The sequence below is a fragment of the Serratia sp. CY84636 genome (assembly GCF_052166245.1).
In the GTDB taxonomy this organism is placed as follows: domain Bacteria; phylum Pseudomonadota; class Gammaproteobacteria; order Enterobacterales; family Enterobacteriaceae; genus Serratia; species Serratia nevei.
This window is the reverse complement of sequence record NZ_JBJNOX010000001.1, coordinates 246,994-272,458: the sequence shown is the minus strand read 5'-3', so window position 1 is coordinate 272,458 and position 25,465 is coordinate 246,994. Positions and strand designations below refer to the sequence as shown.

21 protein-coding genes and 1 other annotated feature are annotated in these 25,465 nt (G+C 61.3%); of the genes, 5 read left to right on the top strand and 16 right to left on the bottom strand.

Annotated elements, in window-relative coordinates; all coding sequences use genetic code 11:
• Positions 1–129: 129 nt before the first annotated feature.
• Positions 130–1,782, bottom strand: coding sequence for a bifunctional UDP-sugar hydrolase/5'-nucleotidase UshA (gene ushA, locus ACJ8QI_RS01380; RefSeq protein WP_442531976.1), 1,653 nt, complete (start codon positions 1,780–1,782; stop codon positions 130–132).
• 178 nt (positions 1,783–1,960) lie between these two features.
• Between ushA and ACJ8QI_RS01375 the strand changes: the two genes are divergently transcribed.
• The gene (locus tag ACJ8QI_RS01375) at positions 1,961–3,181 is read left to right on the top strand and encodes an MFS transporter (protein ID WP_442531975.1); all 1,221 of its coding nucleotides are present in this window, start codon (positions 1,961–1,963) and stop codon (positions 3,179–3,181) included.
• Positions 3,182–3,426: 245 nt separating this feature from the next.
• Positions 3,427–5,118, top strand: a complete 1,692-nt coding sequence (gene ybaL / locus ACJ8QI_RS01370) for a YbaL family putative K(+) efflux transporter (RefSeq protein WP_004940247.1) — start codon at positions 3,427–3,429, stop codon at positions 5,116–5,118.
• 58 nt (positions 5,119–5,176) lie between these two features.
• Here the strand turns inward: ybaL and ACJ8QI_RS01365 are convergent, their stop codons facing one another.
• The 12 genes from ACJ8QI_RS01365 to ACJ8QI_RS01310 form a co-directional block, all read right to left on the bottom strand.
• Entirely contained in the window at positions 5,177–6,481 is a 1,305-nt protein-coding gene (locus ACJ8QI_RS01365; protein ID WP_049199930.1) for an inosine/guanosine kinase, read from the bottom strand.
• 90 nt (positions 6,482–6,571) lie between these two features.
• Positions 6,572–7,534, bottom strand: coding sequence for a ferrochelatase (gene hemH, locus ACJ8QI_RS01360; RefSeq protein ID WP_004940253.1), 963 nt, complete (start codon positions 7,532–7,534; stop codon positions 6,572–6,574).
• 119 nt (positions 7,535–7,653) lie between these two features.
• Positions 7,654–8,817, bottom strand: a complete 1,164-nt coding sequence (locus ACJ8QI_RS01355) for a glycerate kinase (RefSeq protein ID WP_442531974.1) — start codon at positions 8,815–8,817, stop codon at positions 7,654–7,656.
• Positions 8,818–8,826: 9 nt separating this feature from the next.
• Positions 8,827–10,092, bottom strand: a complete 1,266-nt coding sequence (locus ACJ8QI_RS01350; RefSeq protein ID WP_038875012.1) for a GntP family permease — start codon at positions 10,090–10,092, stop codon at positions 8,827–8,829.
• A gap of 119 nt (positions 10,093–10,211) precedes the next feature.
• On the bottom strand, positions 10,212–11,345 hold the full coding sequence (locus ACJ8QI_RS01345) for a sugar diacid recognition domain-containing protein (RefSeq protein WP_077038778.1): 1,134 nt from the start codon (positions 11,343–11,345) through the stop codon (positions 10,212–10,214).
• A 166-nt stretch (positions 11,346–11,511) separates the two neighbouring features.
• Complete coding sequence (gene adk / locus ACJ8QI_RS01340; protein ID WP_004940261.1) at positions 11,512–12,156, bottom strand: adenylate kinase; 645 nt, start codon at positions 12,154–12,156, stop codon at positions 11,512–11,514.
• A gap of 202 nt (positions 12,157–12,358) precedes the next feature.
• Positions 12,359–14,224: a molecular chaperone HtpG gene (htpG, locus tag ACJ8QI_RS01335; RefSeq protein WP_442531973.1), complete on the bottom strand. Its 1,866-nt coding sequence runs from the start codon at positions 14,222–14,224 to the stop codon at positions 12,359–12,361.
• A 145-nt stretch (positions 14,225–14,369) separates the two neighbouring features.
• Positions 14,370–14,975, bottom strand: a complete 606-nt coding sequence (recR, locus tag ACJ8QI_RS01330; protein ID WP_004940263.1) for a recombination mediator RecR — start codon at positions 14,973–14,975, stop codon at positions 14,370–14,372.
• Positions 14,975–15,304 carry a YbaB/EbfC family nucleoid-associated protein gene (locus ACJ8QI_RS01325; RefSeq protein WP_025301790.1) on the bottom strand — a complete coding sequence of 110 codons (330 nt, stop codon included), beginning with the start codon at positions 15,302–15,304 and terminating at the stop codon, positions 14,975–14,977. Before ACJ8QI_RS01325 ends, recR begins: the two co-directional genes overlap by 1 nt.
• 41 nt (positions 15,305–15,345) lie before the next feature.
• Positions 15,346–17,301 (bottom strand): DNA polymerase III subunit gamma/tau, encoded by a 1,956-nt coding sequence (dnaX, locus tag ACJ8QI_RS01320; RefSeq protein ID WP_442531972.1) that lies wholly within the window; start codon positions 17,299–17,301, stop codon positions 15,346–15,348.
• Positions 15,949–16,013: a sequence feature (DnaX frameshifting element), on the bottom strand. Its footprint overlaps the gene before it by 65 nt.
• A gap of 92 nt (positions 17,302–17,393) precedes the next feature.
• Positions 17,394–17,945, bottom strand: a complete 552-nt coding sequence (apt, locus tag ACJ8QI_RS01315) for an adenine phosphoribosyltransferase (protein ID WP_019454166.1) — start codon at positions 17,943–17,945, stop codon at positions 17,394–17,396.
• A 278-nt stretch (positions 17,946–18,223) separates the two neighbouring features.
• Complete coding sequence (locus tag ACJ8QI_RS01310; RefSeq protein ID WP_442531971.1) at positions 18,224–18,604, bottom strand: DUF454 family protein; 381 nt, start codon at positions 18,602–18,604, stop codon at positions 18,224–18,226.
• A 134-nt stretch (positions 18,605–18,738) separates the two neighbouring features.
• Between ACJ8QI_RS01310 and priC the strand changes: the two genes are divergently transcribed.
• Positions 18,739–19,275, top strand: coding sequence for a primosomal replication protein PriC (gene priC / locus ACJ8QI_RS01305; RefSeq protein ID WP_038875000.1), 537 nt, complete (start codon positions 18,739–18,741; stop codon positions 19,273–19,275).
• A gap of 108 nt (positions 19,276–19,383) precedes the next feature.
• Positions 19,384–19,563 (top strand): pleiotropic regulatory protein RsmS, encoded by a 180-nt coding sequence (gene rsmS, locus ACJ8QI_RS01300; RefSeq protein ID WP_016928837.1) that lies wholly within the window; start codon positions 19,384–19,386, stop codon positions 19,561–19,563.
• A 41-nt stretch (positions 19,564–19,604) separates the two neighbouring features.
• On the opposite strand, the gene mscK is transcribed toward rsmS, so the two are convergent.
• From mscK to acrR, 3 genes are all read right to left on the bottom strand, one after another.
• Entirely contained in the window at positions 19,605–22,988 is a 3,384-nt protein-coding gene (mscK, locus tag ACJ8QI_RS01295) for a mechanosensitive channel MscK (RefSeq protein ID WP_197756888.1), read from the bottom strand.
• 100 nt (positions 22,989–23,088) lie between these two features.
• Complete coding sequence (locus ACJ8QI_RS01290; RefSeq protein ID WP_033647269.1) at positions 23,089–23,442, bottom strand: DsrE/DsrF/TusD sulfur relay family protein; 354 nt, start codon at positions 23,440–23,442, stop codon at positions 23,089–23,091.
• A gap of 11 nt (positions 23,443–23,453) precedes the next feature.
• Positions 23,454–24,128 (bottom strand): multidrug efflux transporter transcriptional repressor AcrR, encoded by a 675-nt coding sequence (gene acrR, locus ACJ8QI_RS01285; RefSeq protein WP_049235198.1) that lies wholly within the window; start codon positions 24,126–24,128, stop codon positions 23,454–23,456.
• 142 nt (positions 24,129–24,270) lie between these two features.
• Between acrR and sdeX the strand changes: the two genes are divergently transcribed.
• The gene (gene sdeX / locus ACJ8QI_RS01280) at positions 24,271–25,458 is read left to right on the top strand and encodes a multidrug efflux RND transporter periplasmic adaptor subunit SdeX (protein ID WP_049199912.1); all 1,188 of its coding nucleotides are present in this window, start codon (positions 24,271–24,273) and stop codon (positions 25,456–25,458) included.
• The last annotated feature ends 7 nt before the right edge of the window (positions 25,459–25,465 follow it).

Sequence of the window (25,465 nt, the reverse complement as noted above, 5' to 3'; positions counted from 1 at the left end):
CAAAATCAAATTGTTGCTCAGGCTATCATTGGAAGGCGGCGGCGGCGACTTTTGCGTGCGTTTGAGGCAGGGTTTTCGGCAGGAAAACAGGCGGCCCGCCCATGGGGGAGCAGGCCGCTGCGGTGGCGATTAGCGATAAACGATCTCGCCCTTCGGTTCGTAAGCCGCCGCATCCAGCGGCGAGTGTTTCTCGATATACTGCTTCAGCACCTCGGCATCGATAAAGCCGGTGTTGACGTAGCTCGGCAGCCCGTCCAGCTTCGGATAGCCGTCGCCGCCCAGCGCATTGAAGTTCAGCGTCGCCATGCGGTAGGTTTTATCCGCCTGCAGCGGCTGGCCGTTGATCTTCACCTCGCTGACGCCCTTGCCGTCCGCCACCAGGCTGACGTTGGCGAACTGGGCGTAGGCGCCGGAATCCGGCTTCATGTTGGCCACTACCGCCAGGTACTGCTCAACCTCGCTGCCTTTCATATCGACATGCACCAGGGTGTTGCCGAACGGCTGTACCTTGAGCACGTTTTTGTAGGTGATATCGCCGCTTTCAATGGAGTCACGCACCCCACCGCCGCTCATCACCGCAAAATCGGCATCGGCGCGCTCCCTCTGCGCGGCCAACATCACCCGCGCCAGGTTGGTCTGCACGAAGCGTACCTTGCTGCGATCGCCCTCCAGCTTGCCGTTAACGCTGCCGATCTTCACGCTCAGCTGCTCCTTGCCCTTCTCCTGGAACGGCGTCAGCAGTTTCATCATGGTCGGATCTTCCGCGATCTGCTGGGTGTAATACACTCGCTCGCTGGTGCCGTCCGCCTTCTCCACCTTCTTCTTCAGGTTCACCGGGATCAGCTGATAATGCACCAGCTTCAGCTCACCATTGCGGAATTCGAAATCGGCGCGGCCCACGTACTTGCCCCACTCATGCGCCTGCACGATCCAGGTGCCGTTCTGGCGATCCGGCGAACACGGCGTGCCCGGCACATAGTCCACCTGCTTACGGTTGTCGCCGGCCATGCACACCGGGTCCTGCGAGTGGCCGCCGACGATCATGTCGAGATACCCGGCCGGCAGGCTGCGCGCCATCTCCACGTCGCCCGGCGCGTTGGAGCCGTGTTCGCCGTTGTCATAGTGCCCCATGTGGGTAGCGGCGATGATCACGTCCGGCTTCTCGTCCTTGCGCAATTGCTCCACCACCCGCTTCGCCTCCGGCGCCGGCACGCGGAATTCAATGTCGGTAAAGTACTCCGGATTGCCCATTTTCGCGGTGTCGTCGGTCGTCAGGCCGATCACCGCAATCTTGATGCCCTGCTTGTCGAACAAGGCGTAAGGCTTGAACAGGCGCTGGCCAGTGCTTTTCTGATAGATGTTGGCGGACAGCAGCGGGAAGGTCGCCCATTTCTCCTGCTGACGCAGTACGCTCAGCGGGTTATCGAATTCGTGGTTGCCGATCGCCATCGCGTCATAACCCACCAGGTTCATGCCGCGGAAGTCCGGCTCGGCATCCTGCAGATCCGATTCCGGCACGCCGGTGTTGATATCGCCGCCGGACAACAGCAGCAGGCTGCCACCCTGCGCCGCCACTTCCTGGCGAATGCCGTCCACCAGCGTTTTCTGCGCGCCCAGGCCGTATTCGCCGTGATCGTTCTGCCAGAAGTGACCGTGATGATCGTTGGTGTGCAGAATGGTGATGGCGTAGGTCTTATCCTTTTCCCAGGCACTGGCGGCCCCCGACAGCAACGTCAGGGAAACGGCCAACGCGCATGCGGTGGTTTTCAGCGAAAAACGCATGGCGGATCTCCGTGTATTAAATGGCTTTTATGATGAGGGCGAAATTGTAGCGCGAATTAATGACAGCTGATTTCAAATTTTTGCGATGTGAGTCTGATTATTTCAGATATGGTAAAAATTGCGCGCCCTGCCTAAGATGTCATCTCTGTGCTCAACAACTTATCAGGCTAATAATAATATGACCGACAGTAGCCAAAGCGCGATGCCGCCCGCCAAGGGCAGCGCGGTGAAGGGAACCGCCTTCTCCATCCTCGGCGCCATCAGCGTGTCTCACCTGCTCAACGATATGATCCAATCGCTGATCCTGGCGATTTACCCGATCCTGCAAGCCGATTTTCACCTCAGCTTCGTGCAGATCGGCATGATTACCCTGACCTATCAGCTGACGGCCTCCCTGCTGCAGCCGCTGATTGGCTATTACACCGATAAACATCCGCAGCCTTACTCGCTGCCGATCGGCATGGGCTTTACCCTGTCCGGCCTGCTGCTGCTGTCGGTGGCGAACACCTTCCCGCTGGTGCTGCTGGCGGCGGCGCTGGTGGGCACCGGCTCATCGGTGTTCCACCCGGAATCCTCGCGCGTGGCGCGCATGGCCTCCGGCGGGCGGCACGGCCTGGCGCAGTCGCTGTTCCAGGTCGGCGGCAACTTCGGCAGCTCGCTCGGCCCGCTGCTGGCCGCGCTGATCATCGCGCCTTACGGCAAGGGCAACGTCGCCTGGTTCACGCTGGCGGCGCTGCTGGCGATCGTGGTGTTGCTGCAGGTCAGCAAATGGTATCAACATCAGCATCGGGCAACTAAAGGGCTGCCGAAAAGCCCTTCGGTGTTGAAACCGCTGCCAAAACGTACCGTAGCCTACTCGCTGGGCATTCTGCTGGTGCTGATTTTCTCCAAATACTTCTATCTGGCCAGCATCAGCAGCTATTACACCTTTTATCTGATACATAAGTTCGGCGTTTCGGTGCAGAATGCGCAGATTCACCTGTTCGCCTTCCTGTTCGCAGTGGCGGCCGGCACCATTATCGGCGGGCCTCTTGGCGACAAAATAGGGCGTAAATATGTTATTTGGGGCTCCATCCTCGGCGCCGCACCCTTCACGCTTATTTTACCCTATGCATCCCTGTACTGGACCGGCATTTTGACGGTAATCATCGGGGTTATTCTCGCCTCGGCGTTCTCCGCCATTCTGGTCTACGCACAGGAGCTGATCCCCGGAAAAGTCGGCATGGTTTCCGGTTTATTCTTCGGTTTTGCTTTCGGTATGGGTGGGTTAGGTGCGGCAGTTCTTGGTTATGTCGCCGATTTGACCAGTATCGAGCTGGTCTACCAAATCTGTGCTTTCCTGCCGCTGATCGGCATTATCACGGTGCTACTGCCCAATATGGAGCATAAAGCGCAATAACCCCGCTGAATACCCGGATGAAATTATTTATTCATCCGGGTTATCCCACGGATAAACCAATGTTATTTGGCTTATCTGACACAAAATCTCCTCATTGCCGCGCCTTAAGTGAAATCCTCTGCTTTTTTACAAAAAAGGCCAAATTAGCCAAGCAAACCGCGAACAAATGCAATAAACTAAATGTATCTTTTCGTAACTTTGTTGCGTTTCTCCCGTGCCGCGATGCATAGCCAGAAGGAGTATGGATGCATAATTCAACACCGCTCATCACCACCATCGTCGGAGGGTTAGTACTCGCCTTCCTCCTCGGCATGCTGGCGAACCGCCTGCGCATCTCTCCTCTGGTGGGGTATCTGGCCGCAGGGGTGCTCGCCGGCCCGTTCACCCCCGGTTTCGTCGCCGATACCTCACTGGCGCCGGAACTGGCGGAAATCGGCGTTATCCTGTTGATGTTCGGTGTTGGCCTGCACTTCTCTTTGAAAGACCTCCTCGCAGTAAAATCTATCGCCATTCCCGGCGCCGTGGCGCAGATAGCCGTCGCTACCCTGCTCGGTATGGGGCTGTCCAAGCTGCTCGGCTGGGATCTGATCTCCGGTCTGGTGTTCGGCCTCTGCCTCTCCACCGCCAGCACCGTGGTGCTGCTGCGTGCCCTGGAGGAACGGCAGCTGATCGACAGCCAGCGCGGGCAAATCGCCATCGGCTGGCTGATCGTCGAAGATTTGGCGATGGTGCTGACGCTGGTCTTGCTGCCCGCCTTCGGCAATATGCTGGGCAACGACAACGCCAGCAGCAGCCAGCTGCTGATGGAGCTGGCGCTGACCATCGGTAAGGTCATCGCCTTCATCGCGTTGATGATCGTGGTCGGCCGCCGCCTGGTGCCGTGGATCCTGTCGAAAACCGCCAGCACCGGCTCGCGCGAGCTGTTCACCCTGGCGGTATTGGCGCTGGCGCTCGGCATCGCCTACGGCGCGGTGAAGCTGTTCGACGTCTCCTTCGCGCTGGGCGCCTTCTTCGCCGGCATGGTGCTGAACGAGTCCGAACTGAGCCACCGTGCGGCGCACGACACCCTGCCGCTGCGCGACGCGTTCGCGGTGCTGTTCTTCGTCTCGGTCGGCATGCTGTTCGATCCGATGATCGTGATTAACGAACCGCTGGCGGTGCTGGCGACGCTGGCAATCATCGTGTTCGGCAAATCTGCCGCCGCGTTCCTGCTGGTGAAAATGTTCGGTCATTCCAAGCGCACCGCGCTGACCATTTCCGCCAGCCTGGCGCAGATCGGCGAGTTCGCCTTTATTCTGGCGGGCCTCGGCATCGCGCTCGGCATGATGTCGGAACACGGGCGCAATCTGGTGCTGGCCGGCGCCATTCTGTCCATCATGCTCAACCCGCTGCTGTTCACCCTGCTGGAGCGCTATCTGGCCAAAACCGAAACCATCGAAGAGCAAATTCTCGAAGAGGCGGTGGAAGAAGAGAAGCAGATCCCGGTGGACATGTGCAACCACGCGCTGGTGGTCGGCTATGGCCGTGTCGGCAGCCTGCTGGGCGGCAAACTGGCCGAGGCGGGCATTCCGCTGGTGGTGATCGAGAACTCCCGCCCACGGGTGGAAGCGCTGCGCGAACAGGGCATCAAGACGGTGCTGGGCAACGCCGCCAATCCGGAAGTGATGGATCTGGCGCGGCTCGACTGCGCGCGCTGGCTGCTGCTGACCATCCCCAACGGCTATGAGGCCGGCGAGATCGTCGCCTCGGCGCGCGCCAAGCGGCCGAACATCGAGATCATCGCCCGCGCCCACTACGACGACGAAGTGGCCTACATCACCGATCGCGGCGCTAATCAGGTGGTGATGGGCGAACGGGAGATCGCCAACAGCATGCTGAACATCCTGCAGCTGGACACCCTGAGCGAAGAAGAAAAAATGGGCGGCTGTCCGATCTGAAGCGCCACGGCGCACAAAAAAAGGTCCGGCATTGCCGGACCTTTTCTTTTTCAGCGGGTTAACGCTCCCAGTAGGACTCTTCCAGGCTGTCTTCCCGCTCCGGCAGGCCACGGGTGAGGCGCGGCGAATGCTGGTTCAACACCTGGTAGCTGACGCGGTTGGCGTATTTGCACACCTGCGCCAGGGAGGAATAAGTCAGGTAGCTGCGCACGTGCTTGCTGGAATTCGGCACGTTATGGCGGTGATAGCCGTTGGCGGCAATATCGTGCAGCAACGCCGACAGCGCGCCGTCGCCGGCGCCGTTGGTGTTCATGATCCTCTCCGGCCCGCCCATATACGGCGCGATGTGCGAATAAACGCGCAGCGGATTTTCACAGTGTTCACGGCGCATGGCGCGGCTGAATTCGTAGCGGTTGAACTCGGCGATATGCCCCGGTAGCAGCGGGTGCTGGGTCTGGCGCTTGTTGGCCTCTTCGGTGTAGCCCGCCATATACAGGCCGTTCGGCCCGGCGGTGCACAGCACCAGATCCACCCACTCCAGCGCCATGTCCGAGGCGGTCAACGGATCGCTCAGCCCGGTCAGCTCCAGCGCTTCGTCTTCGTTCATCGCCAGAATCGTCACGTTTTCCTTCAGGAAGTCGCGCCACCACTGCGGGTTGTCGGCGATCACGTACTTGGTGCCCAGCGTCAATACCACCGGCACGTCGTGTTTTTTGGCGTATTCGATCGCCTGCAGGGTGGCGGCCTTCATCGGCTCCCCTTCCTTGCAGCGCACCAGATAAGAGCTCAGCACCAGCGCCGACGCGCCGGCGATCACCTCTTCAGGAATGCTTTCCGGGCGCAGCTGGTTCATCTGGCCCGGGTTGATGGCGAAGGTGCGCTCGCCGCTTTCACCGATCAGCGTGAAACAGCGGCCGATGGCGCCATCAACGCCCTGCAGATAGTTAAGATCGGTACGGCTGGAGGTATTGCACAGGTAACGGTAGGCATAGCTGCCGATTTTCACGTTGCTGCACATCACGCCGAGCAGCACCGAGCGATCGTCCGCCAGCACTGAATAGTTGTGCATGGTATTGCCGATGGTGCCGCCGGCGAACTGATGGGTAACCAGGTTGTTGTCATTCAGTTCCTGATACAGCGCCTCGGCGACGTCGTCTTCGATCACCAGAGAGTGGCCCAGGCTCAGGCCGTAGCGCTGGACAAAAGCGTCGTCCACTTTCGCCTCGATATCCACCAGCGTCTGATCGATGCCGACGATATACGAGGTGCTGATTTCACTTTCGGGCTGGGCCTGCTGCAGAAGCGGATCGCGGGCGCTCACCGGGAAATAGTGTTTGGACTTGCGTTTACCAGGAAATTTCATGTGATTGGCGGTGGTGACGGTTTAACAAGCGGAGAATGTTAACACATCCCCGCCCGATCACGATGCATCTAATAGACAGATTATGGATGATTACAGGCGCTGCGCCACCAGCTGCTGCATCATATCGATATGCGCCGGCTCGTCGTTCAACGCCGAGATATATTCAAACTTCTCGCCGCCGGCCTTGAGGAAGATCTCGCGGTTCTGCTCTTTGATCTCTTCCAGCGTTTCCAGGCAGTCCGCCGAAAAACCGGGGCAGATCAGCTGAATGTGTTTCACGCCCTGCGCCGGCAACCCCTTCAGGGTTTCATCGGTGTACGGCGTCAGCCACGGCTCGCGGCCGAAGCGCGACTGGTAGGTCATCATCACTCGCTCCGGCGCCAGCGGCAGCGTGGCGCTCAGCGCACGCAGCGTATCCTCGCAGCGCTGCGGGTAGTCGTCGCCCAGACGCGCATAGCGTTTGGGGATGCCATGGAATGACAGCACCAAACGATCCGGCTGGCCGTGTTCGGCGAATGAACGCTCCACGCTTTGCTGCAGCGCGGCGATATAGGCCGGGTGTTCGGCGTAATCGCGGATGAAGGCCACAGAAGGCAAACGGCGATAGCCTTTCAGCACCCGCGCCACGCCATCCCATACCGCCGCGCTGGTGGAACAGGAATATTGCGGATAGAGCGGCAGCACCACCAGGTTGGTCACGCCCTGCGCCAGCAGCTTGTCGATGGCTTCCGCCAGGCTCGGCGAGCCGTAGCTCATGCCCAGCTCCACCGGCGTATTCGGCATGCGCGCCGCCAGCGCCCGCTGTTGGCGGCGGCTGTACACCAGCAGCGGCGAGCCCTCTTCCATCCACACCGACTGATACAGCTTCGCCACGCGCGGCGAACGGATCGGCAAGATCGCGCCGTTGAGGATCGGCCACCAGATCAGCGGCGCCGTATCGACCACGCGATCGTCACTGAGGAATTCCTTCAGATAGCGTTTGACCGCCGACGAGGTCGGCGCATCTGGTGTGCCCAGGTTCACCAGCAATACGCCGTGTTTCTCTTGCTTCATCTCAGTTCCCCTCATTTCCTTTCCGGCCGGCATTCCGTTCTGGGTCGGGATGTCAGCAGCCATTAATGCCGGCTATTGTAACGGAAAAGTCCTGCGTCGAAACCGATAACAGCAACAGGCTATGCCTGTGGGCCTTCCCTTTGCGCCAGTTGCCACACCGCCGCCACGTTGCGCGCCGCCACCTGCAGATTGCGATCGGCGTCCGCCAGCGCTTCTTCCAGCGTCACGATGCGGTCGAGCACCGAAAACGCCGCGTCGATGCCGTGCTGATGCACCACCTGGTAATCCGGCGTCAGGCTGCCGGCGATGGCGATCACCGGCACCCCGTAGCGCTTGGCCACCCGCGCCACGCCGATCGGCGTTTTGCCGTGGATCGACTGGCTGTCCAGCCGCCCTTCGCCGGTGATCACCAAATCGGCATCGCGCACCGCCTCATCCAGACGCAGGGTTTCGGTGACGATCTCGATGCCCGGCCGCAAGCGCGCGCTGAGCATGCCGAGCAGCGCCGCCCCCATGCCGCCCGCCGCTCCCGCGCCCGGCTGGGTGAGCACGGCGCGGCCGGTTTCTCGTTCCAGCAGTTCGCCATAGTGATGCAGTGCCGCATCGAGCTGCGCCACCATCTCCGGCGTCGCCCCCTTCTGCGGCCCGAACACCGCCGAGGCGCCCTTTTCACCGCACAGCGGGTTATCGACGTCGCAGGCGGCGGTTACGCTCACCCGTTGCCAACGTGCATCCAGCCCGGTGAGATCGAGGTGTGCCAGCTGCGCCAGGGCCGCCCCGCCCACCGGCAGCGGCCGGCGATCCTTATCCAGCAACTTCACGCCCAGCGCCTGCATCATCCCGGCGCCGCCGTCGTTGGTGGCGCTACCGCCGATGCCGAGAATGATCGCCTTCACGCCGCGCTCCAGCGCCGCCAGCATCAGTTCGCCGGTGCCGTAACTGGTGGTGACGCGCGGATCGCGCCGGCCGGGCGGCGCCAGATGCAGCCCGGAGGCGGCGGCCATTTCAATCACTGCGGTTTCGCCGTCGCCCAGCAGGCCATAGAACCCCTGCACCGGCTCCCCCAGCGGCCCGGTGACCGTCACCTGGACGATTTCACCGCCGGTGGCCGCCACCATCGACTCCACCGTGCCTTCGCCGCCGTCCGCCATCGGCAGCTTCACGTAGTGCGCCTGCGGATAAATTTGGCGGAATCCCCGCTCGATGGCGTCGGCAACGCCGAGCGCGCTCAGGCTCTCTTTGAAAGAATCCGGGGCAATAACCACTTTTTTCAGCGTTTTCATCACTGTTCCTTATCCCGCCAGGTTAAACACGCCAAACATCAGCGCCGAGATTGCCGCGATGGTGAATCCCACCAGCGTTTCATACGGCAACAGCTTCAGCCGCTCGTGCACCGCCATATTGACGCTGCCGCCGGTGGCGTGGAAGAAGCTGCCGTGCGGCAGGTGATCCAGCACCGTGGCGCCCGCATGGATCATCGCCGCACCGGCCAGCCCGCTCACGCCCAGCTCGAGCAGCGTAGAGCTGAACACCCCGGAAGCCACGGCGGTGCCGGCGGTGGTCGATGCGGTCGCCATCGACATCAGCGCGCCGGACAGCGGCGCCAGCAGCCAGGCCGGCAGCCCGGTGTGCGTTAAGCCGTTAATCAAGACATCCTTCAGCGCCGAGTTGGCGATAATGCCCGCCAGCGTGCCGGTGCCGAGCAGCATGATCGCCACCGGCGCCATGCGCGACAGGCCGGAGACCATAAAATGATTGCACTGGCGGATACGCCCCATCAGCAGCGCGCCCGCCAACCCGCCGGCCGGCAGCGCGATCAGCGGATCGACGGCGATACCGGCGATCGGCCGCAGCGACAGCAGCAGGATCGCGACCAGCGGCGCGCTGATCGCCGCAGCGAAGCCCGGCCGCGCCCCTTCGGCATGCTGAGTCAGCTCTTCGGCCATCACTTTGCTGCCTTTATCGCTCAGGCGACGCGCCAGCAGATAGGCCACCACCAGGCCACACAGCCCCGGCACGATGCCGGCCATCATCACCGAAGTGAGCGGCACGTGGAAGTTGTCCGCCGCCGCAATGGTGTTCGGGTTGGGCGACATCACGTTGCCGGCCTTGCCACCGCCGATCATCGCCAGCAGGATCGCCGCGCGCGAAATGCCGGCCTTCTGGGCGATCGACAGCGCGATCGGTGCGACGGTGATCACCGCCACGTCGATAAATACCCCCACCGCCGTCAGGATCAGTGTAGCCACCGCCAGCGCCAGCAGCGCGCGGGTTTCACCCACCTTGCGCACGATGGTTTCGGCGATGGTGTGCGCCGCGCCGGATTCGATCAGCACTCCGGCCAGCACCCCCGCCGCCAGAATGCGCATCACGGCGTTGGTGATGCCCTGCGCCCCGCCGATCATCAGCGTTACGGTCTGCACCAGGTCGGCGCCGCCGCACAGCCCGCCCGCCAGCGCGCCGGCGATCATGCCGTAAGCCGGTGGCACCTTGCGTAGAATCAGGACGATGGCGACGGCTAACGCCACCAGCGCCCCCAGCGTGGATACGGTTGTCATTGTTGTTTTCTCCGTGGTTGATGTGCAGGCCAACATATCCCGCGCGCCCGGCGTTGGCCTGAGGGGAAACAACAAAAAATCGCCGGGTGAACGGCGTGGAATTTGTGGGTTGGCACAACTCAGTCGTGCATCAGCATGCCGATATACAACCGCAGAGCGTCGGTTAATTGATTGATTTTCATGCCGGTTATCGCTTCGATGCGCTGCAGGCGATAGCGCAAGGTATTGACGTGGATATGCAGCTGCGCGGCGGTCTGCGTCTGATCACAATTCTGCGAAAAATAGTGGCGCAGCGTGCCGCGCAGCACGCCTTTTTCGTCCTGTTCGCCCAGCGTTCGCCAGGGGCGCCCCAGCTCCTGCGCGCGCCAGTCCTCCCCCAGATCGCACAACAGCGACGGCAGCGGGTAGTCGTGGTAGAACAGCGTGGCGTGACGCAGTTTCAGGCGCTGCGCCATCGCCTGGGTGGCGCGCGCCGTCAGGCTGGAACGGTAGGCGCTTTGCGGATCGTCATAAAAACCGCCGACGATCAAGCGCACCCGAAAGCGGTGTTTGAGTTGGTTTTGCAGACGCTGCGCCTGTTGGCGTTCCAGCTTCAGGCTCCATTCACCCTGCGCCATGCAAGCCGGGCGCAGCAGGGTCATTTCATTGAAGCCGGTAATGGCGATCAACGCATCGCGCTGGGTGGCCTCCAGCTCCGCCAGCAGCTCGCGCAGCAGGTGCGGCTGCGCCTCTTGCAGCTCGACGATCCACACGATGCGCGCCTGGCGCAGATCCAATCCCAGATACGCCGCCATCGCTTGCAGCGACGCGGTGTTCGGCTGCGGCTGCAGCAGCTGGTTCGCCAGCTCCTCCCGGTAGCGCTTTTCCCACTGGTGCTGATCCAGCAGCGCCGCCTGCTCCACCATCATCTCCGCCGCCATCTTCACCAGCTCGGCGTAGGCGCGCACCTCGGCCGGTTCGCCGGAGATGCCGATCACCCCCACCCGCTGGTTGCGAAAGCTGAACGGCAGATTGATGCCGGGCCGCACGCCCTTCAGGTGCTCGGCAGTGGCGCGGTCGATTTCCACCACCCGATTCTCCGCCAGCGCCAGCACCGCGCCTTCATGGCGCTGGAACAGGCGCTGCGGGTTGCCGGAGGCGATGATCACACCGTTGCTGTCCATCACGTTGACGGAATGGCTGATGATGCCCATCGCCCGCTGGACGATCTGGCGCGCGGTGGCTTCCGCCAGAAGATTGGTTTGTCTAAGCATGCCCGGCTCCCTGCTGAGGGTGAAAACGCAGGCTTGTTATACGCCATTTGGCGCGGGCGATTAATGGGCACGGCCGCAACAAGCCGCCGCGATCACAATTTAGCGGGAAAACGGCAAAAAAAAACGCCGGGCCACAGGCCCGGCGTCATGCACAATCCGCTTGCGATCAACCGAGGATGGTCGCCAGCTCTGCGCTCACTTCGGCGACCTTGCGGGTGCCGTCGATTTTGCGGTATTGGGTGTTACCCGCTGCCGCTTCTTTGCTGTAGTAAGAGATCAGCGGCGCGGTCATCTGATGGTATTCCACCAGGCGCTTGCGCACGGTCTCTTCCTGATCGTCCTTGCGCGTGGTCAGCTCTTCGCCGGTCACGTCGTCTTTGCCTTCCACCTGCGGCGGATTGAACTTCACGTGGTATACGCGGCCGGACGGCGCGTGCACGCGGCGGCCAACGATGCGGTCAACGATCAGCTCGTCCGGCACGTCGAACTCCAGCACGAAGTCCACGTTGATGCCGGCTTCTTTCATCGCGTCAGCCTGCGGAATGGTGCGTGGGAAACCGTCCAGCAGGAAGCCCTTGCGGCAATCTTCCTGAGCGATGCGCTCTTTGACCAGCGCGATCACCAGCTCATCGGTCACCAGCTTGCCGGCGTCCATGATCTCTTTCGCCTGCTTGCCCAGTTCACTGCCGGCCTTCACGGCTGCGCGCAACATATCACCGGTGGAGATTTGCGGAATGCCGTATTTCTCCATGATGAATTGAGCCTGAGTACCTTTACCAGCGCCCGGAGCGCCCAGCAGAATGATACGCATTGCGTAAATCCCCTTGCTATGTAGTTTTTATAAAATTGCGAAAACGCTCAACGATACCATTTCAGGGGGGGCAGGCTCAAGGCGCGCGAAGGAAATCGATTGCGGAATGTGCAAAAAAGCGGGCAAGCAAAAGGCGAGAAAAAGCGGGGAAAAATCGGCAATGCGCCCCTAACGGTGCCGTTAAGGGCGTATATCTTCAGCTTTAGGCGGACAGTAACTTATTCATGCGACGGATGAACAGGTTCGGATCCTCCAGCGTGCCGCGTTCAGCCAGCAGCGCCTGATCCAATAACAGGTCGATCCATTCGGCGAAATGTTCGTTATCGCCCACGTCGGATGCTCGTTTGACCAACGCATGCTCCGGATTAAGTTCGAAAATGTACTTCACCTCCGGTGCCTGCTGGCCGGCGGCGGCGAACAGCTTGGCCATCTGGGTGCTCATTTCGTCGGCGTCGGTTACCACGATCGCCGGCGTATCGGTCAGGCGGTGCGTCAGGCGCACATCCTTCACGCGCTCGCCCAGCAGGGTTTTCACGCGTTCGATGAAGGGTTCCAGCTGCTTCTCGGCCGCCTTCTGCTCTTCGGTTTCATCCGCCAGTTTATCCAGCGTTTCATCCGCTTTGCTGACCGACTGGAACGGCTTGCCGTCGAACTCGGTCAGGTAGCTCATCATCCACTCGTCGATGCGATCGGACAGCAACAGCACCTCGATGCCTTTCTTGCGGAACAGCTCCAGGTGCGGGCTGCTCTTGGCGGCGGCGTAGCTGTCGGCGGTGATGTAGTAAATCTTCTCCTGCCCTTCCGCCATGCGGCCGACGTACTCTTCCAGCGACACGGTCTGCGCCGAGCTGTCGCCGTGGGTGGAGGCAAAGCGCAGCAGCTTGGCGATCGCTTCCTGGTTGCCGTTGTCTTCCGCCGGGCCCTCTTTCAGCACCAGACCGAACTGCTGCCAGAATTTCTGGTAGCCTTCGGCGTCGTCTTTGGCCAGCTTATCCAGCATCTGCAGCACGCGCTTGGTCAGCGCGCCGCGCAGGTTTTGCGTCACGCGGCTGTCTTGCAAGATCTCGCGCGACACGTTCAGCGGCAGATCGTTGGAGTCGATCAGGCCGCGCACGAAGCGCAGGTAGTTCGGCATGAACTGCTCGGCGTCGTCCATGATGAACACGCGCTGCACGTACAGCTTCAGGCCGTGCTTGTGATCGCGGTTCCACATGTCCCACGGCGCCTGCGCCGGGATATACAGCAGGCTGGTGTACTCCTGCTTGCCTTCCACCCGGTTGTGGCTCCAGCTCAGCGGATCGGTGAAATCGTGGGCGATGTGCTTGTAGAACTCTTTGTACTCTTCGTCGGTCACGTCCGCCTTGCTGCGGGTCCACAGGGCCTGCGCCTTGTTGATCTTCTCCCAGGTGACGGTATCGTCTTCTTCGTTTTTGCTTTCGATCTCTACCGGCAAGGCGATGTGATCGGAATATTTGCCGATCACCGAGCGCAGGCGCCAGGCGTCGAGGTACTCATCTTCGCCTTCGCGCAGATGCAGGGTGATTTCGGTGCCGCGGATCTCTTTGGTGATATCGGCGATGGTGTAGTCGCCTTCGCCGGCGGACTCCCAGAACACGCCTTCGTCATCGGCGGCGCCGGCGGCGCGGGTGCGCACGGTCACTTTGTCCGCCACGATGAACGCCGAGTAGAAACCGACGCCGAACTGACCGATCAGCTGGCTGTCTTTCGCCTGGTCGGAACCAATGGATTCCAGGAACGCTTTGGTGCCGGACTTGGCGATGGTGCCGAGGTTTTCGATCACTTCTTCGCGGCGCATGCCGATGCCGTTGTCGGCGATGGTCAGGGTGCGCTGCTCTTTATCGAAGGACAAGCGTACGCGCAGCTCGCCGTCGCCGGCGTACAGCTCTGGCGCGGACAGGGCGCGGAAGCGCAGCTTGTCGGCGGCGTCAGAGGCGTTGGAAATCAGCTCGCGCAGGAAAATTTCTTTGTTGGAGTACAGCGAATGGATCATCAAATGAAGCAGCTGTTTTACTTCAGACTGGAACCCGCGGGTTTCTTGACCTTTCATACTCATTGATTACCTCAAAAGACAATGGCTACCAAAATCGAACAATGAGGATCAGATGAGGGTCAGGGTCTTGTTTTTCAAGCGGACGGCGGGAGATTTTTGGCAAAAAAAAAGACGGGGCCGAATGGCCCCGTCCGGGAAAACATCAGAACTTGATGGCGTGACGCCCGGCCAGCGAATGCGACAGCGTGGTGCCGTCGACCATTTCCAGCTCGCCGCCCACCGGCACGCCGTGGGCGATACGGCTGGCGAGCACGCCATACTGGCCGCACATTTCGGCGATGTAGTTGGCGGTCGCTTCCCCTTCCACCGTCGGGTTGGTGGCGAGGATCACTTCGGTGATGCTTTCCTTTTCCAGCCGTTGCTCCAGGCGATCCAGACCGATATCGCCCGGCCCGATGCCGTCCAGCGGCGACAGATGGCCCATCAGCACAAAGTAGCGCCCGGCGAACTGGCCGGTCTGCTCGATGGCGTGGATATCCGCCGGGCTTTCCACCACGCAAATCTGGCCGTTTTGCTGACGGCGCGGATTGGCGCAGATAGTGCAAACGTCCTGCTCGGTGAAGGTGCGGCAATCGGCACAGTGGCCGATCTCCGACATCGCGCGCGTCAACGCCTGCGCCAGGCGCATGCCGCCGCTGCGATCGCGCTGCAGCAGCTGAAATGCCATGCGCTGCGCCGATTTCGGGCCGACGCCCGGCAGGCAGCGCAGCGCCTCCATCAGGGATTCAAGGAGCGGGCTGGTTTGCATCAGAACGGCATCTTGAAGCCAGGCGGCAACTGCATGCCGCTGGAGACGGAAGCCATTTTCTCTTTCTGGGTTTCTTCGATGCGGCGCGCGGCGTCGTTAAACGCGGCGGCGATCAGATCTTCCAGCATGTCTTTGTCGTCTTCCATCAGGCTAGGATCGATCTCCACGCGGCGGCAGTTGTGCGCGCCGTTGATGGTGACTTTCACCAGGCCCGCGCCAGACTCGCCGGTCACTTCCAATTTGGCGACTTCTTCCTGCATCTGCTGCATTTTTTCTTGCATTTGCTGGGCTTGCTTCATCAGGTTGCCCAGACCGCCTTTACCAAACATAGTCGTCTCTCGTCGCTAGGGCCGCGCACCTCGCGCGGCGTTTAAAGGGGGCGGATACTCTCTTCATCCAGATCCGCGTCGAAGAACCGGCACAGCGTCTGAATATGGGTATCCGCAACGATGGACTGGCGCGCCTGCGCCAGCTTTTCTTCATAGATGGCTTGTCGCCACTCCAGCGGGGTGCGCTCCGCCGGATTATCGTCCTCTATCACGGTCAGCTCGATCGGGCTGCCGTACAGCTCACCGAGCGCTTCGGCCAACGTCTTCTGCGCCGAAGGCGAATTCAGATGACGCTGCGAAGACCGCAGATGGAGGCAAACTTTGCCCGCTTCCGGCTGCTGCTTGAAGGCGTTCAACGCCAGCTGCTGCACCAGTTTCGGGATCTTCAGCCTGTCGATTTCCGCCGCCCAGGCGTCGCGCTCCAGCGACTCCACCACCAGCTTGGCGGCCAGCTCCGGCGTTTTCTCGTGCTCCAACGCCGTGCGCAGCGCTTTCGGCGTCGCCAGCGGTTCCGGCGCCGCTTCCGGCTCGGTCTGCGCGCGCCAGCGATAGGCTTCCGGCTTGGCCGGTTTTTCCGGCACCTTCTTCTCTGCCAGACGCTGCTGGCTACGCTCGGTCACGGAAGCCAAACGCCCCAGCGCCGAGTTTGCCGGCCGCGCTATTCCTGGCGCCGCCGGCTCATTCTTTTTTGGTGTGGATGCTCCCTGCTGCCGCTGCAGCTGGGACCGCGCTTTCAACAGCTGGGCGGTGGCATCCGGTAATGGGGTCGATGATTGTCGCGGTGGCGCGGCCGGCTGCCCTAGCGGCGGCGCGTCCTGAAACTGCGGCGGCTGTTGCGGTGCGGCGGCCTGCGGCTGCGCCATCGGCGCCGGCGCGGTCTGCACCAACGCCACCGGCTCCGGGATCACCGCTTTCGGGTGAAACGCCAGCGCGCGCAGCAGGGTCATCTCAACCCCCATGCGGCGATCCGGCGCATAGGCCAGCTCTTTGCGGCCCACCAGCAGCGTCTGGTAGTAAAGTTGCACATCGGCCGGCGGCAAAGTGCGCGCCAGCTCGCGCAGCCGTTGTTCCACGGCCGCGTAGTGGTTGTCGAGCATCGAAGGCAGCAGCTGCACCATCGCAATGCGGTGCAGCAGCGCCAGCGTCTCCACCAGCAGGTTTTCCCAGTCCACGCCGCGCGAAGCAGCCTGCGCGACCTGCGCCATCACCTTTTCGCCGTCGGCGCTGACCAGCGCTTCGAGGATCGCCAGCGGCTGCTCGTCATCGAGCGTGCCGAGCATCTGGCTGACGGTGGCGGCGGTCACCTGCCCCTGCCCCATGGCGATCGCCTGATCGGTCAGGCTCAGCGCATCGCGCATGCTGCCGTCGGCGGCGCGCGCCAGCAGCTGCAGCGCACGGGCGTCGCTGGTGATCTGCTCCGCCGTCAGCACCGTTTCCAGCTGCTGGCGGATCTGATCGACGTCCAGCGCCTTGAGGTGGAACTGCAGGCAGCGCGAGAGAATGGTCACCGGCAGCTTTTGCGGATCGGTGGTGGCCAACAGGAATTTGACGTGCGGCGGCGGCTCTTCCAGCGTCTTCAGCAACGCGTTGAAGCTGTGGCGCGAGAGCATGTGCACTTCGTCGATCAGGTAGACCTTGAAGCGGCCGCGCGCCGGCGCGTACTGGACGTTGTCCAGCAGATCGCGGGTATCTTCCACCTTGGTTCGGGAAGCGGCATCGATCTCGATCAGATCGACGAAGCGCCCCTGCTCGATCTCGCGGCAGTTGTCGCATTGGCCGCACGGCGTGGCGGTGATGCCGGTTTCACAGTTCAGGCCTTTGGCCAGCAGGCGCGCGATGGTGGTTTTCCCCACGCCGCGGGTGCCCGAGAACAGATAGGCGTGATGGATCCGCCCCAGCGAGAGGCCGTTGGCCAGCGCGGTCAGGACATGTTCCTGGCCGACCACGTCTGCGAACGTTTGAGGGCGCCACTTACGGGCGAGAACCTGATAGCTCATTAATACCGGAGAAGTCGAGGAATCTGGAGGGTCATGCTAACACAGCCCCGCGGCGATCCGCGAGGCCGTTGTGCCCAAGGGGCGATGCCGCCTCAATGGCCGGCGAAGTCCACCAGGCAGTAGCAGTCGATGCCCAGCTTGTTCAGACGCGCTTCCCCGCCCAGATCCGGCAGGTTGATGATGAACGCGGCGTCTTTCACTTCACCGCCCAGGCGGCGGATCAGTTTGGTGGTCGCTTCGATGGTGCCGCCGGTCGCCAGCAGATCGTCCACCACCAGCACTTTGTCACCCGCGGTGATGGCGTCGGTGTGGATCTCCAGCTTGTCGGTGCCGTACTCCAGCTCATAGCTTTCGCTGAGCGTGGCGCGCGGCAGTTTGCCCGGTTTGCGTACCGGCACGAAACCGACGCCCAATGCCAGCGCGACGGGCGCGCCGAACAGGAAACCACGCGCTTCGGTACCCACCACCTTGGTCACGCCCGCTTCGCGATAGCGCTCAACCAGCAGCTCGATGCTGGCGGCGTAGGCCAACGGGTTTTCCAGCAGACTGGTCACGTCGCGGAACAGGATGCCCGGCTTCGGATAATCCGGGATGGTTTTGATACTGTCTTTAATAAACTGAAGCTGCTGCGCAGTAGCGGTCATAATTGTTGCCTGATAAAACTGCCTGAAAACCGGCGCGCCGCTCACCCACCGCCCCCGGGTGAAACACACCGGAGAAGAAATGGCAGGCGATCCGCGCACGAAAACGCCCAAATCTATGCAAACTGGCGGACAAATGCAACTCTCCCCTGCATCTTTCAACCCGCAGCGTTGTTGACTGCGCGCATTCCCCCCGGTCACTTACCTAAGTAAGCTCCCGGGGATGCCTGCGTTTGTCGCCTGGCTGCGGCTTGAAAGCTATTGGGGAGTTTAAGGCACAATCAGCGCTGTTTTTGTTGCGACAGTTCAATAACCGGCAGGCGCAGCATAAAGGTCAGCAAAATGGCCAGCATCAGCAGCAACAGCCCGCGCACCCACCAGATTTTCACCAGCCACAGCGAACAGGCGAAGGTGAGCACGATCACCAGCACCGCCTTCCATTTCGCCCCCGGCGGCAGCGCGCGATGCTGCTGCCAGTGGCGCAGGTAGGGACCGAACCAGGAGCGGTGCAGCAGCCAGTGATGAAAGCGCGGCGAAGAGCGGGCGAAGCACCAGGCGGCCAACAGCAGGAACGGCGTGGTCGGCAGCAGCGGCAGCACCACGCCCAACGTCGCCAGCACCACCGCCAGCCAGCCTAAAATGATCAATAACCCACGCGTCATGCGGCTCTTCGCTCCTCAATCGGTTGCCGCCTACTGTAGCATCGGCGCCGCGCCGGCGGAATATGCGTGCGGCGCTTGTTTCACGGCAGGATCGCGGGCAAGCTTACGCCTGTTGAAATCAAGAGGGAGCTTATGTGAGCACTCAGCGTCTATTACAGGTGTTGGCACAGCAGATCGCGGCGCTGGCGGCCGAAGTGACCCCGCGCGGCGATGTGCCAATCCCGCAGGCGCGCTTCGACGCCGCCCTGTTTGCCAATCGCGGCACGCGGCTGCGCGACTACCTGGCCGAGGTGGAGAAGAATTTCGCCCAGCTGCAAAGCGCCGCCAACGACAGCCGCACCAGCCAGGTAGCCTTTCTGGCCGAAAAACTGGTGGCTCAGATCGCCGCCCTGCAGCGCGAGCTGGCAACCCAGGCGCTGCGGCGCAAGAACCAGCCGAAAGAAGCCCCCGAGGCCGATCTGTACCACAAGCTGGCAGAGCATCAGGACTACGAACGCCGGCTGATCGGCATGATTCAGGATCGGGAAAGCCTGCTGGGGCGCCAGACCACGCTGGCGGCGCAGCAAAAGCTGCAGCACGAGCTGGCGGCGCTGGAGGGGAGACTGATGCGCTGCCGCCAGGCGCTGGCGCGCATCGAACGCAATATCGAGCGCAAAGAAAACGGTTTTTGAAGATTTATCACAATATTTTAATGATTATTCCCGGTTGCGCGCCGGGTTCACTATACTCTGCCGGTACACGAGTTATTCATCCCATTAATTAATAAAAGCGCAGGTGCTATGTCTCTGGAAAACGCGTCACCCGAACTGCAGCTGGCAGTAGACTTGATTTACCTGCTGGAGTGCAACGAGATCGATCCGGCTACCGCGCTGGCGGCGCTGGATATCGTCAAACGGGACTATCAGGAAAAGCTGCAGCGCGCCGGCGTCACCTCTCCCTATCTGCCTGCCGGGCAGTAACCCGGGACAGCACCGCTGTCCCTATCGTTTTTCAACGCTTATCAGCCCGCCGTCTGGCCGCCGTCATCCGGCGACAGCGTTCTTTTCACTTCCTGCACTTCGTTGCCCTGCTGGTTATGCAGATAGACCTCCAGCTGGTTGAAAGCGATGTCGATGTCGTTTTCCCGACACAAACGATCGATTGAGCGGTTCAGCTCGTCCACCGTGTAGCTGCGATCGCGCAGTTCGCGCACATACAGCCGCAGCTCGTGATCCAGCGTGCTGGCGCCGAAGTTGAGGAAGAACACCTGCGGTTCGGGATCGGTCATCACCCGCGGGTTGTCATGCGCCGCCTGCAGCAGCACCTTTTTCACCTTGTCGAGATCGGAACCGTAAGCCACGCCCACCTTGATCAGCACGCGGGTGATGGTGTCGGACAGTGACCAGTTGATCAACCGCTCGGTGACGAACGCCTTGTTCGGAATGATCACCTCTTTGCGATCGAAGTCGGTAATGGTGGTGGCGCGAATGCGGATCTTGCTGACCGAACCGGAGAAGGTGCCGATGGTGATAGTATCGCCGATGCGGATCGGGCGTTCGAACAGAATGATCAGGCCGGAGACGAAGTTGGCGAAGATTTCCTGCAGGCCGAAGCCCAGCCCGACCGTCAGACCGGCGGCCAGCCATTGCAGTTTGTCCCAGGAGACGCCCAGCGATCCCAGCGCAACCACGGCGCCCACGGCGGTGATCAGGTAAGTGAGCACGGTGGTGATGGCATAGGATGCCCCCTGCCGCAGCTGCAGCCGCGACAGCACCACCACCTCCAGCAAACCGGGCAGGTTGCGGGTGAGCACGTAGGCGACGATCACCGCGGCGATCGCCACCATCATGTTGCCCAGCGTCACCGCCTGCGACACGCTGCTGCCCGCCACGGTGCTGGTGTAATGCCACAGCGTGATGCTGTCCAGGTAAGCGATGACCGTCACCAGATCCGACCAAATGGCGTAGAAGGCGCTGGCGAAGATAGCAAACAGCACCAGGGTGGTCAGGCGCAGCGACTGCTGGTTGATCTGATCGAGCGCCAACGGCGGCTCCTCCACCACCGGCTCGCCGCCTTCGGCCCCCTCCTTCGCCACGTTTTGCCGCCGCGCCAACGCGCGCCGGTAGGCCAGACGCCGCGCCGCCACGCTCAGGCCACGCAGCGCGGTCAGGTACACGATATTCCACAGGAAGAACAGATACAGGCTGTCTATCCAACGGCTGGCCAGCCGCAGCGTGGTATAGAAGTAGCCGGCGAACATCAGCCCCAGCAGGATCAGCGGCGTGGCGGCGAGCGCGGTGACCACCACCAGCCGCACGGCGTGCGAGCCCTTTTCACGCCAGCTGTCGCGGCACAGCGGGAACACCAGCACCGTGAGCAGCGCCAGCGTCAACATCACCACGATCTGGCCGATGACGTCCTCCACCAGGCGCAGCGGCGCTTTTTCGCCCAAGACCGACCAGAAGATCAGCGGCTGCAGCGCCAGCCCCAGCCGCAGCGTCTGGCGGCGGTAATGTGCGCACAGGTTGGCGCCGAAGTTGAAATGCCGCTCGGCGATGCCGCCCGGTTTCAGCATGCGGTAGCTGAAGCCGAACACCATCCATGACAGCGCTAGCTGCTGCGACAGCGCCCAGATAAAGTCGCTGATGCCTAAGTCCGCGCGATACATCCAGAAACCGACGCCGAGCAGCAGCGCGGCGCCGGGCAACACCTTCAGCAAGGTCAGCGCGATGGCCTTCGGCGTATGCAGCTGGCCATCGCGTTTAAGCTGCCCCACGTCGTTGGCCAGCTTTTGCAGATGGCCGTCGATCAGCCGGTAGCGCCAGCGCAATAGCCCGATCGCCAGCAGCATCGGGATCAGGAACACCAGCGCATTCAAACCGCCCTGCAATAACTTGCCGCCATCGAATTTGATATCGAGCCCGGCGAGCTGATCGCGCACCGCCTCCGGCATCGCCTTCAGCCACGCCAGATCGACCGGCTTGTTGCTGTTGACCCAGAAAATCTGCTGGGTCAGCGTATCCTGCAACGAACCGTAGACGCTGGTCAGCTGCTGCTGGTTGATCTGCAGGTTGATCGATAACGACAGCTGGTTGCTGAGCTGCTTGTTCAGCTGATCCAGCAGCTCGCGGCGCATGTCGACAATTTCGTTCAGCGCATCGATCACTTCCGGGCCGGCCTTTTCCTTGCTTTCGGCCACCAGCTGATTGATGTAATCCTCCCCCTTGAACAGATCGTCGCGTTGCTGATTGATATCGAACTGCTCCAGCCGCAGATCGGCGATGCGCGTGTCTATATCCGCCAGCAGCGTGCCCTGCGGCAGGCTCTGCTGCTGCTGATACAGAATGCGCGACAGCACCAGGCTGCCCTTCAGCACCTGAATCTGCTCTTTCAGGTTACGTTCCGCCTGCAGCCCGCGATCGAGCCAGTTTTTGACCCGAATATTCTGCTGGAACAGGGTGTTGCTCTCTTCGGTGGCGGCGATCAGCTGCTGGCTCAGCTGGCGGTTGACGTCCAGCTGCTTGCTGACCAACTGATCGTGCTGGATATCGGTGGCGTCTTCCGGGTTCTGCGCCTCTTTGGCGGTTTTTTCAGACAGCGTCAGGCGCTTGCTGTTGACGAGCTCCTGCAGCAACTGCACCGACCTATCCAGCGCGTCGATATGCGCCGTGGTGTAATCGCGCTGTTTTTGCAGCAGATCTTGTAGCGTGGTGTTGGCTTCCAGGCTCTTGCGCTGCAGCTCCAGCTGCGCGTTGAGCAGCGCCTGTTCGGTGTTCAGCATCACCTGCTGGCTGTTGCGCAGCGAATCTTGCCCCGGCGTCTGGCCGCTGAGCTGGCTGCGGATCTCCTGCAGGCGCTGCGAAGCGGCGTACATGGTGCTCTGCACCCGTTCAGGCTGGGTTTGCAGCGACACCAGTTGGCTGTTGTAGGTGGAGAGGCTCTCCTGCGCGCTTTGCAGCTCGTCGAGCGTTTGATACAGCCGGCTTTCCAGCTGGCGCAGCGACAGCGGCAACAGCGCGGCGCGCGCGGCCGCGTTGTCCGTCGGCCGCTTCAGCGCATCCAGTTCGGCGGTGACCTGATTGAGCTTCGCCGGCGCCTGCTGCACCTGCTGTTTAAGCTGTGCGGCGTCCTGCCGGTTGCGCTCGATGGCGTCCAGCAGCTCCAGCGTACGGGTTAAATCCTGTTGGGAGAGCTTTTCGACCGGCGTCAGGGCTTTTTGCTTGTTCAGCGTTTCCAGCTGGCTTTGCACTTCGCTGCGCTGCGGCAGATCGCCGTTCAGCGCCGCCTGTGCCGGCAAGCAGCACGCAAAAATCAGGAAAAGGAGTGTCGCGGCGGCGATGCGCCGCCGGCATGCGCCGACAAACGTGAGCGGCGCCAGAGAAGGCAGAGTCAACCAGCGATGCATGATTTGGCTTCGGATCGGTAAAGAAGCCTGAAGATTATCACGATCGCCGGCGGGCAACGAACAACAAAAGCGTTGCCGGTGATGTCCCGTTGTCGCGAAATCAGAAAGTCAGCACTTTCTCCGCCGCCAGCGTCCACTGCGCCAGCTCGACCAGCGTGCCGATCGCCACGCCGTCCGCCAGCGGCAAGCGGCTGACGCCGCGCGCGTCGGCGCAGGTCTTGCACAGCTTGACCGGCACCTGCTGCGCGGTAAGGATCTCCAGCATCTGCTGCAGGTGATACCCTTCGTGCGGCTGCTGCCCGGCCAGCCCGGCCACCACCGCGTCGGACATCAGAAACAGCCGCAGGTCGAGGCTGCTCTGCTGCTCTTTCATGGCGATGGCCAACCGCAGCGCATTGAACAAGGATTCATGGCCATAGGCGGCGCCATTGGCGATGAGAACGATGGATGACATGAAATCTCTCCTTATAAAGGAAGGCGGTCGGCGTCAGGCGTCGCCGCATCGGGTTTGAGGCGCAAGGTGGGGCAAAACTGCAGCATCTCCAGAAACGCGTCCACCAGCGCTTCGGCTTCGGCCCGCAGATCGAAACTTTCCGGCATAAACAGCCAGTTTTCCATCAGGCCGGTGATATAACCGCGCAGGATGATCGCCGCACGGCGGGTATGTAAATCGGCGGGCAATTGCTCGTGGTGAATGCAGTTATACAGCACCGCTTCAATGCGTTCGTAGCCGGCGAGGTACAGCACCTTGCGCGAATCCAGCAGCGGCATCATTTCACCGACAAACTCGCATTTGTGGAATATAATTTCCATCAACGCCCGTCTACGGCCGTCTTCAACCGTAGACGTCAGAATGTAAATCAGAATTTCTCGGATAACCCGCAGTGGATTATCGGGAAACTTTGCCTGATACTCTGTTTCGAGCTGGTCAATTTTCGGCTCGGTAGATTCCCAAACTTCATTAAACAGGTCTACCTTATTCTTGAAGTGCCAGTAGATGGCTCCACGCGTAACCCCGGCAGCGGTGGCAATATCTGTCAGTGACGTTGCAGCAACGCCACGTTCAGAGAACTCTCTCACCGCAGCATCAAGGATTTGCTGTCGGGTTTCTTGCGCCTGCTGTTTGGTTTTTCGTGCCATGGCATTGTTATTTAGGGGGAGTGTGATTTACATACATTCGCGAATGTATGTACCATAGCACGCACATATAATTAACGCAGCAATGGGTTTTAAAGCTTGTGATCCATTGATCATTTTGAAATCGGACACTTGAGGTTTTTCTATGAACAAAAACAGAGGGTTAACGCCTCTGGCGGCCGTTCTGATGCTTTCAGGCAGCTTAGTGCTAACAGGATGTAACGATAAAGAAACCCAACAGCAAGGCGCCCACCAGCAGGCTCCTGAAGTGGGCGTGGTGACCTTGAAGGCCGAGCCTCTCAACATCACTACCGATCTTCCTGGCCGTACCGCTGCGTATCGTATCGCCGAAGTTCGCCCTCAGGTCAGCGGCATCATCCTGAAGCGCAATTTCGTTGAAGGCAGCGATATCAAGGCCGGGACGTCCCTGTACCAAATCGATCCCGCCACCTATCAGGCCAGCTACGACAGCGCAAAAGGCGATTTGGCCAAAGCACAGGCCAGCGCTTCCATCGCGCGCGTGACGGTAAACCGCTACAAGCCATTGCTGGGTACCAGCTACATCAGTAAGCAGGACTACGACAACGCCGTCTCCACGCTGCAGCAGGCGGATGCCGCCGTGGTGGCCGCCAAGGCCGCCGTGGAAACCGCGCGCATCAACCTGGCGTACACCAAGGTGACCTCCCCGATCTCCGGCCGCATCGGCAAATCCGCCGTGACCGAAGGCGCGCTGGTCAGCAACGGCCAGGCGACCGCCCTGTCTACCGTGCAACAGTTGGATCCGATGTATGTCGACGTCACCCAGTCGAGCACCGACTTCCTGCGCCTGAAGCAAGAACTGGCCAGCGGCGCGCTGAAGCAGGAAAACGGCAAGGCCAAGGTGAAACTGATGCTGGAAAACGGCGCTGAATACGCGCAGGAAGGCACGCTGGAATTCTCTGACGTCACCGTCGATGAGACCACCGGCTCCATCACCATTCGCGCCCTGTTCCCTAACCCGAACGATACGCTGTTGCCGGGCATGTTCGTGCGCGCCCGTCTGGACGAAGGCGTGCGCAGCGATGCGCTGCTGGTGCCTCAGCAAGGCGTTACCCGCAACCCGCGCGGCGACGCGACGGCGTTGGTGGTCGGGGCAGACGACAAAGTTGAGCTGCGTACGCTGAAGGCAGACCAGGCGATTGGCGACAAATGGCTGGTTACCGATGGCCTGAAAGCCGGCGATCGCGTGATCGTCTCCGGCCTGATGAAAGTGCATCCGGGCGCGCAGGTAAAAGTGCAGGAAGTTGACACTCAGGCGCAAAAACAGCCGCAGTCTGAAGCGCAGAAGTCATAAAAAGGAG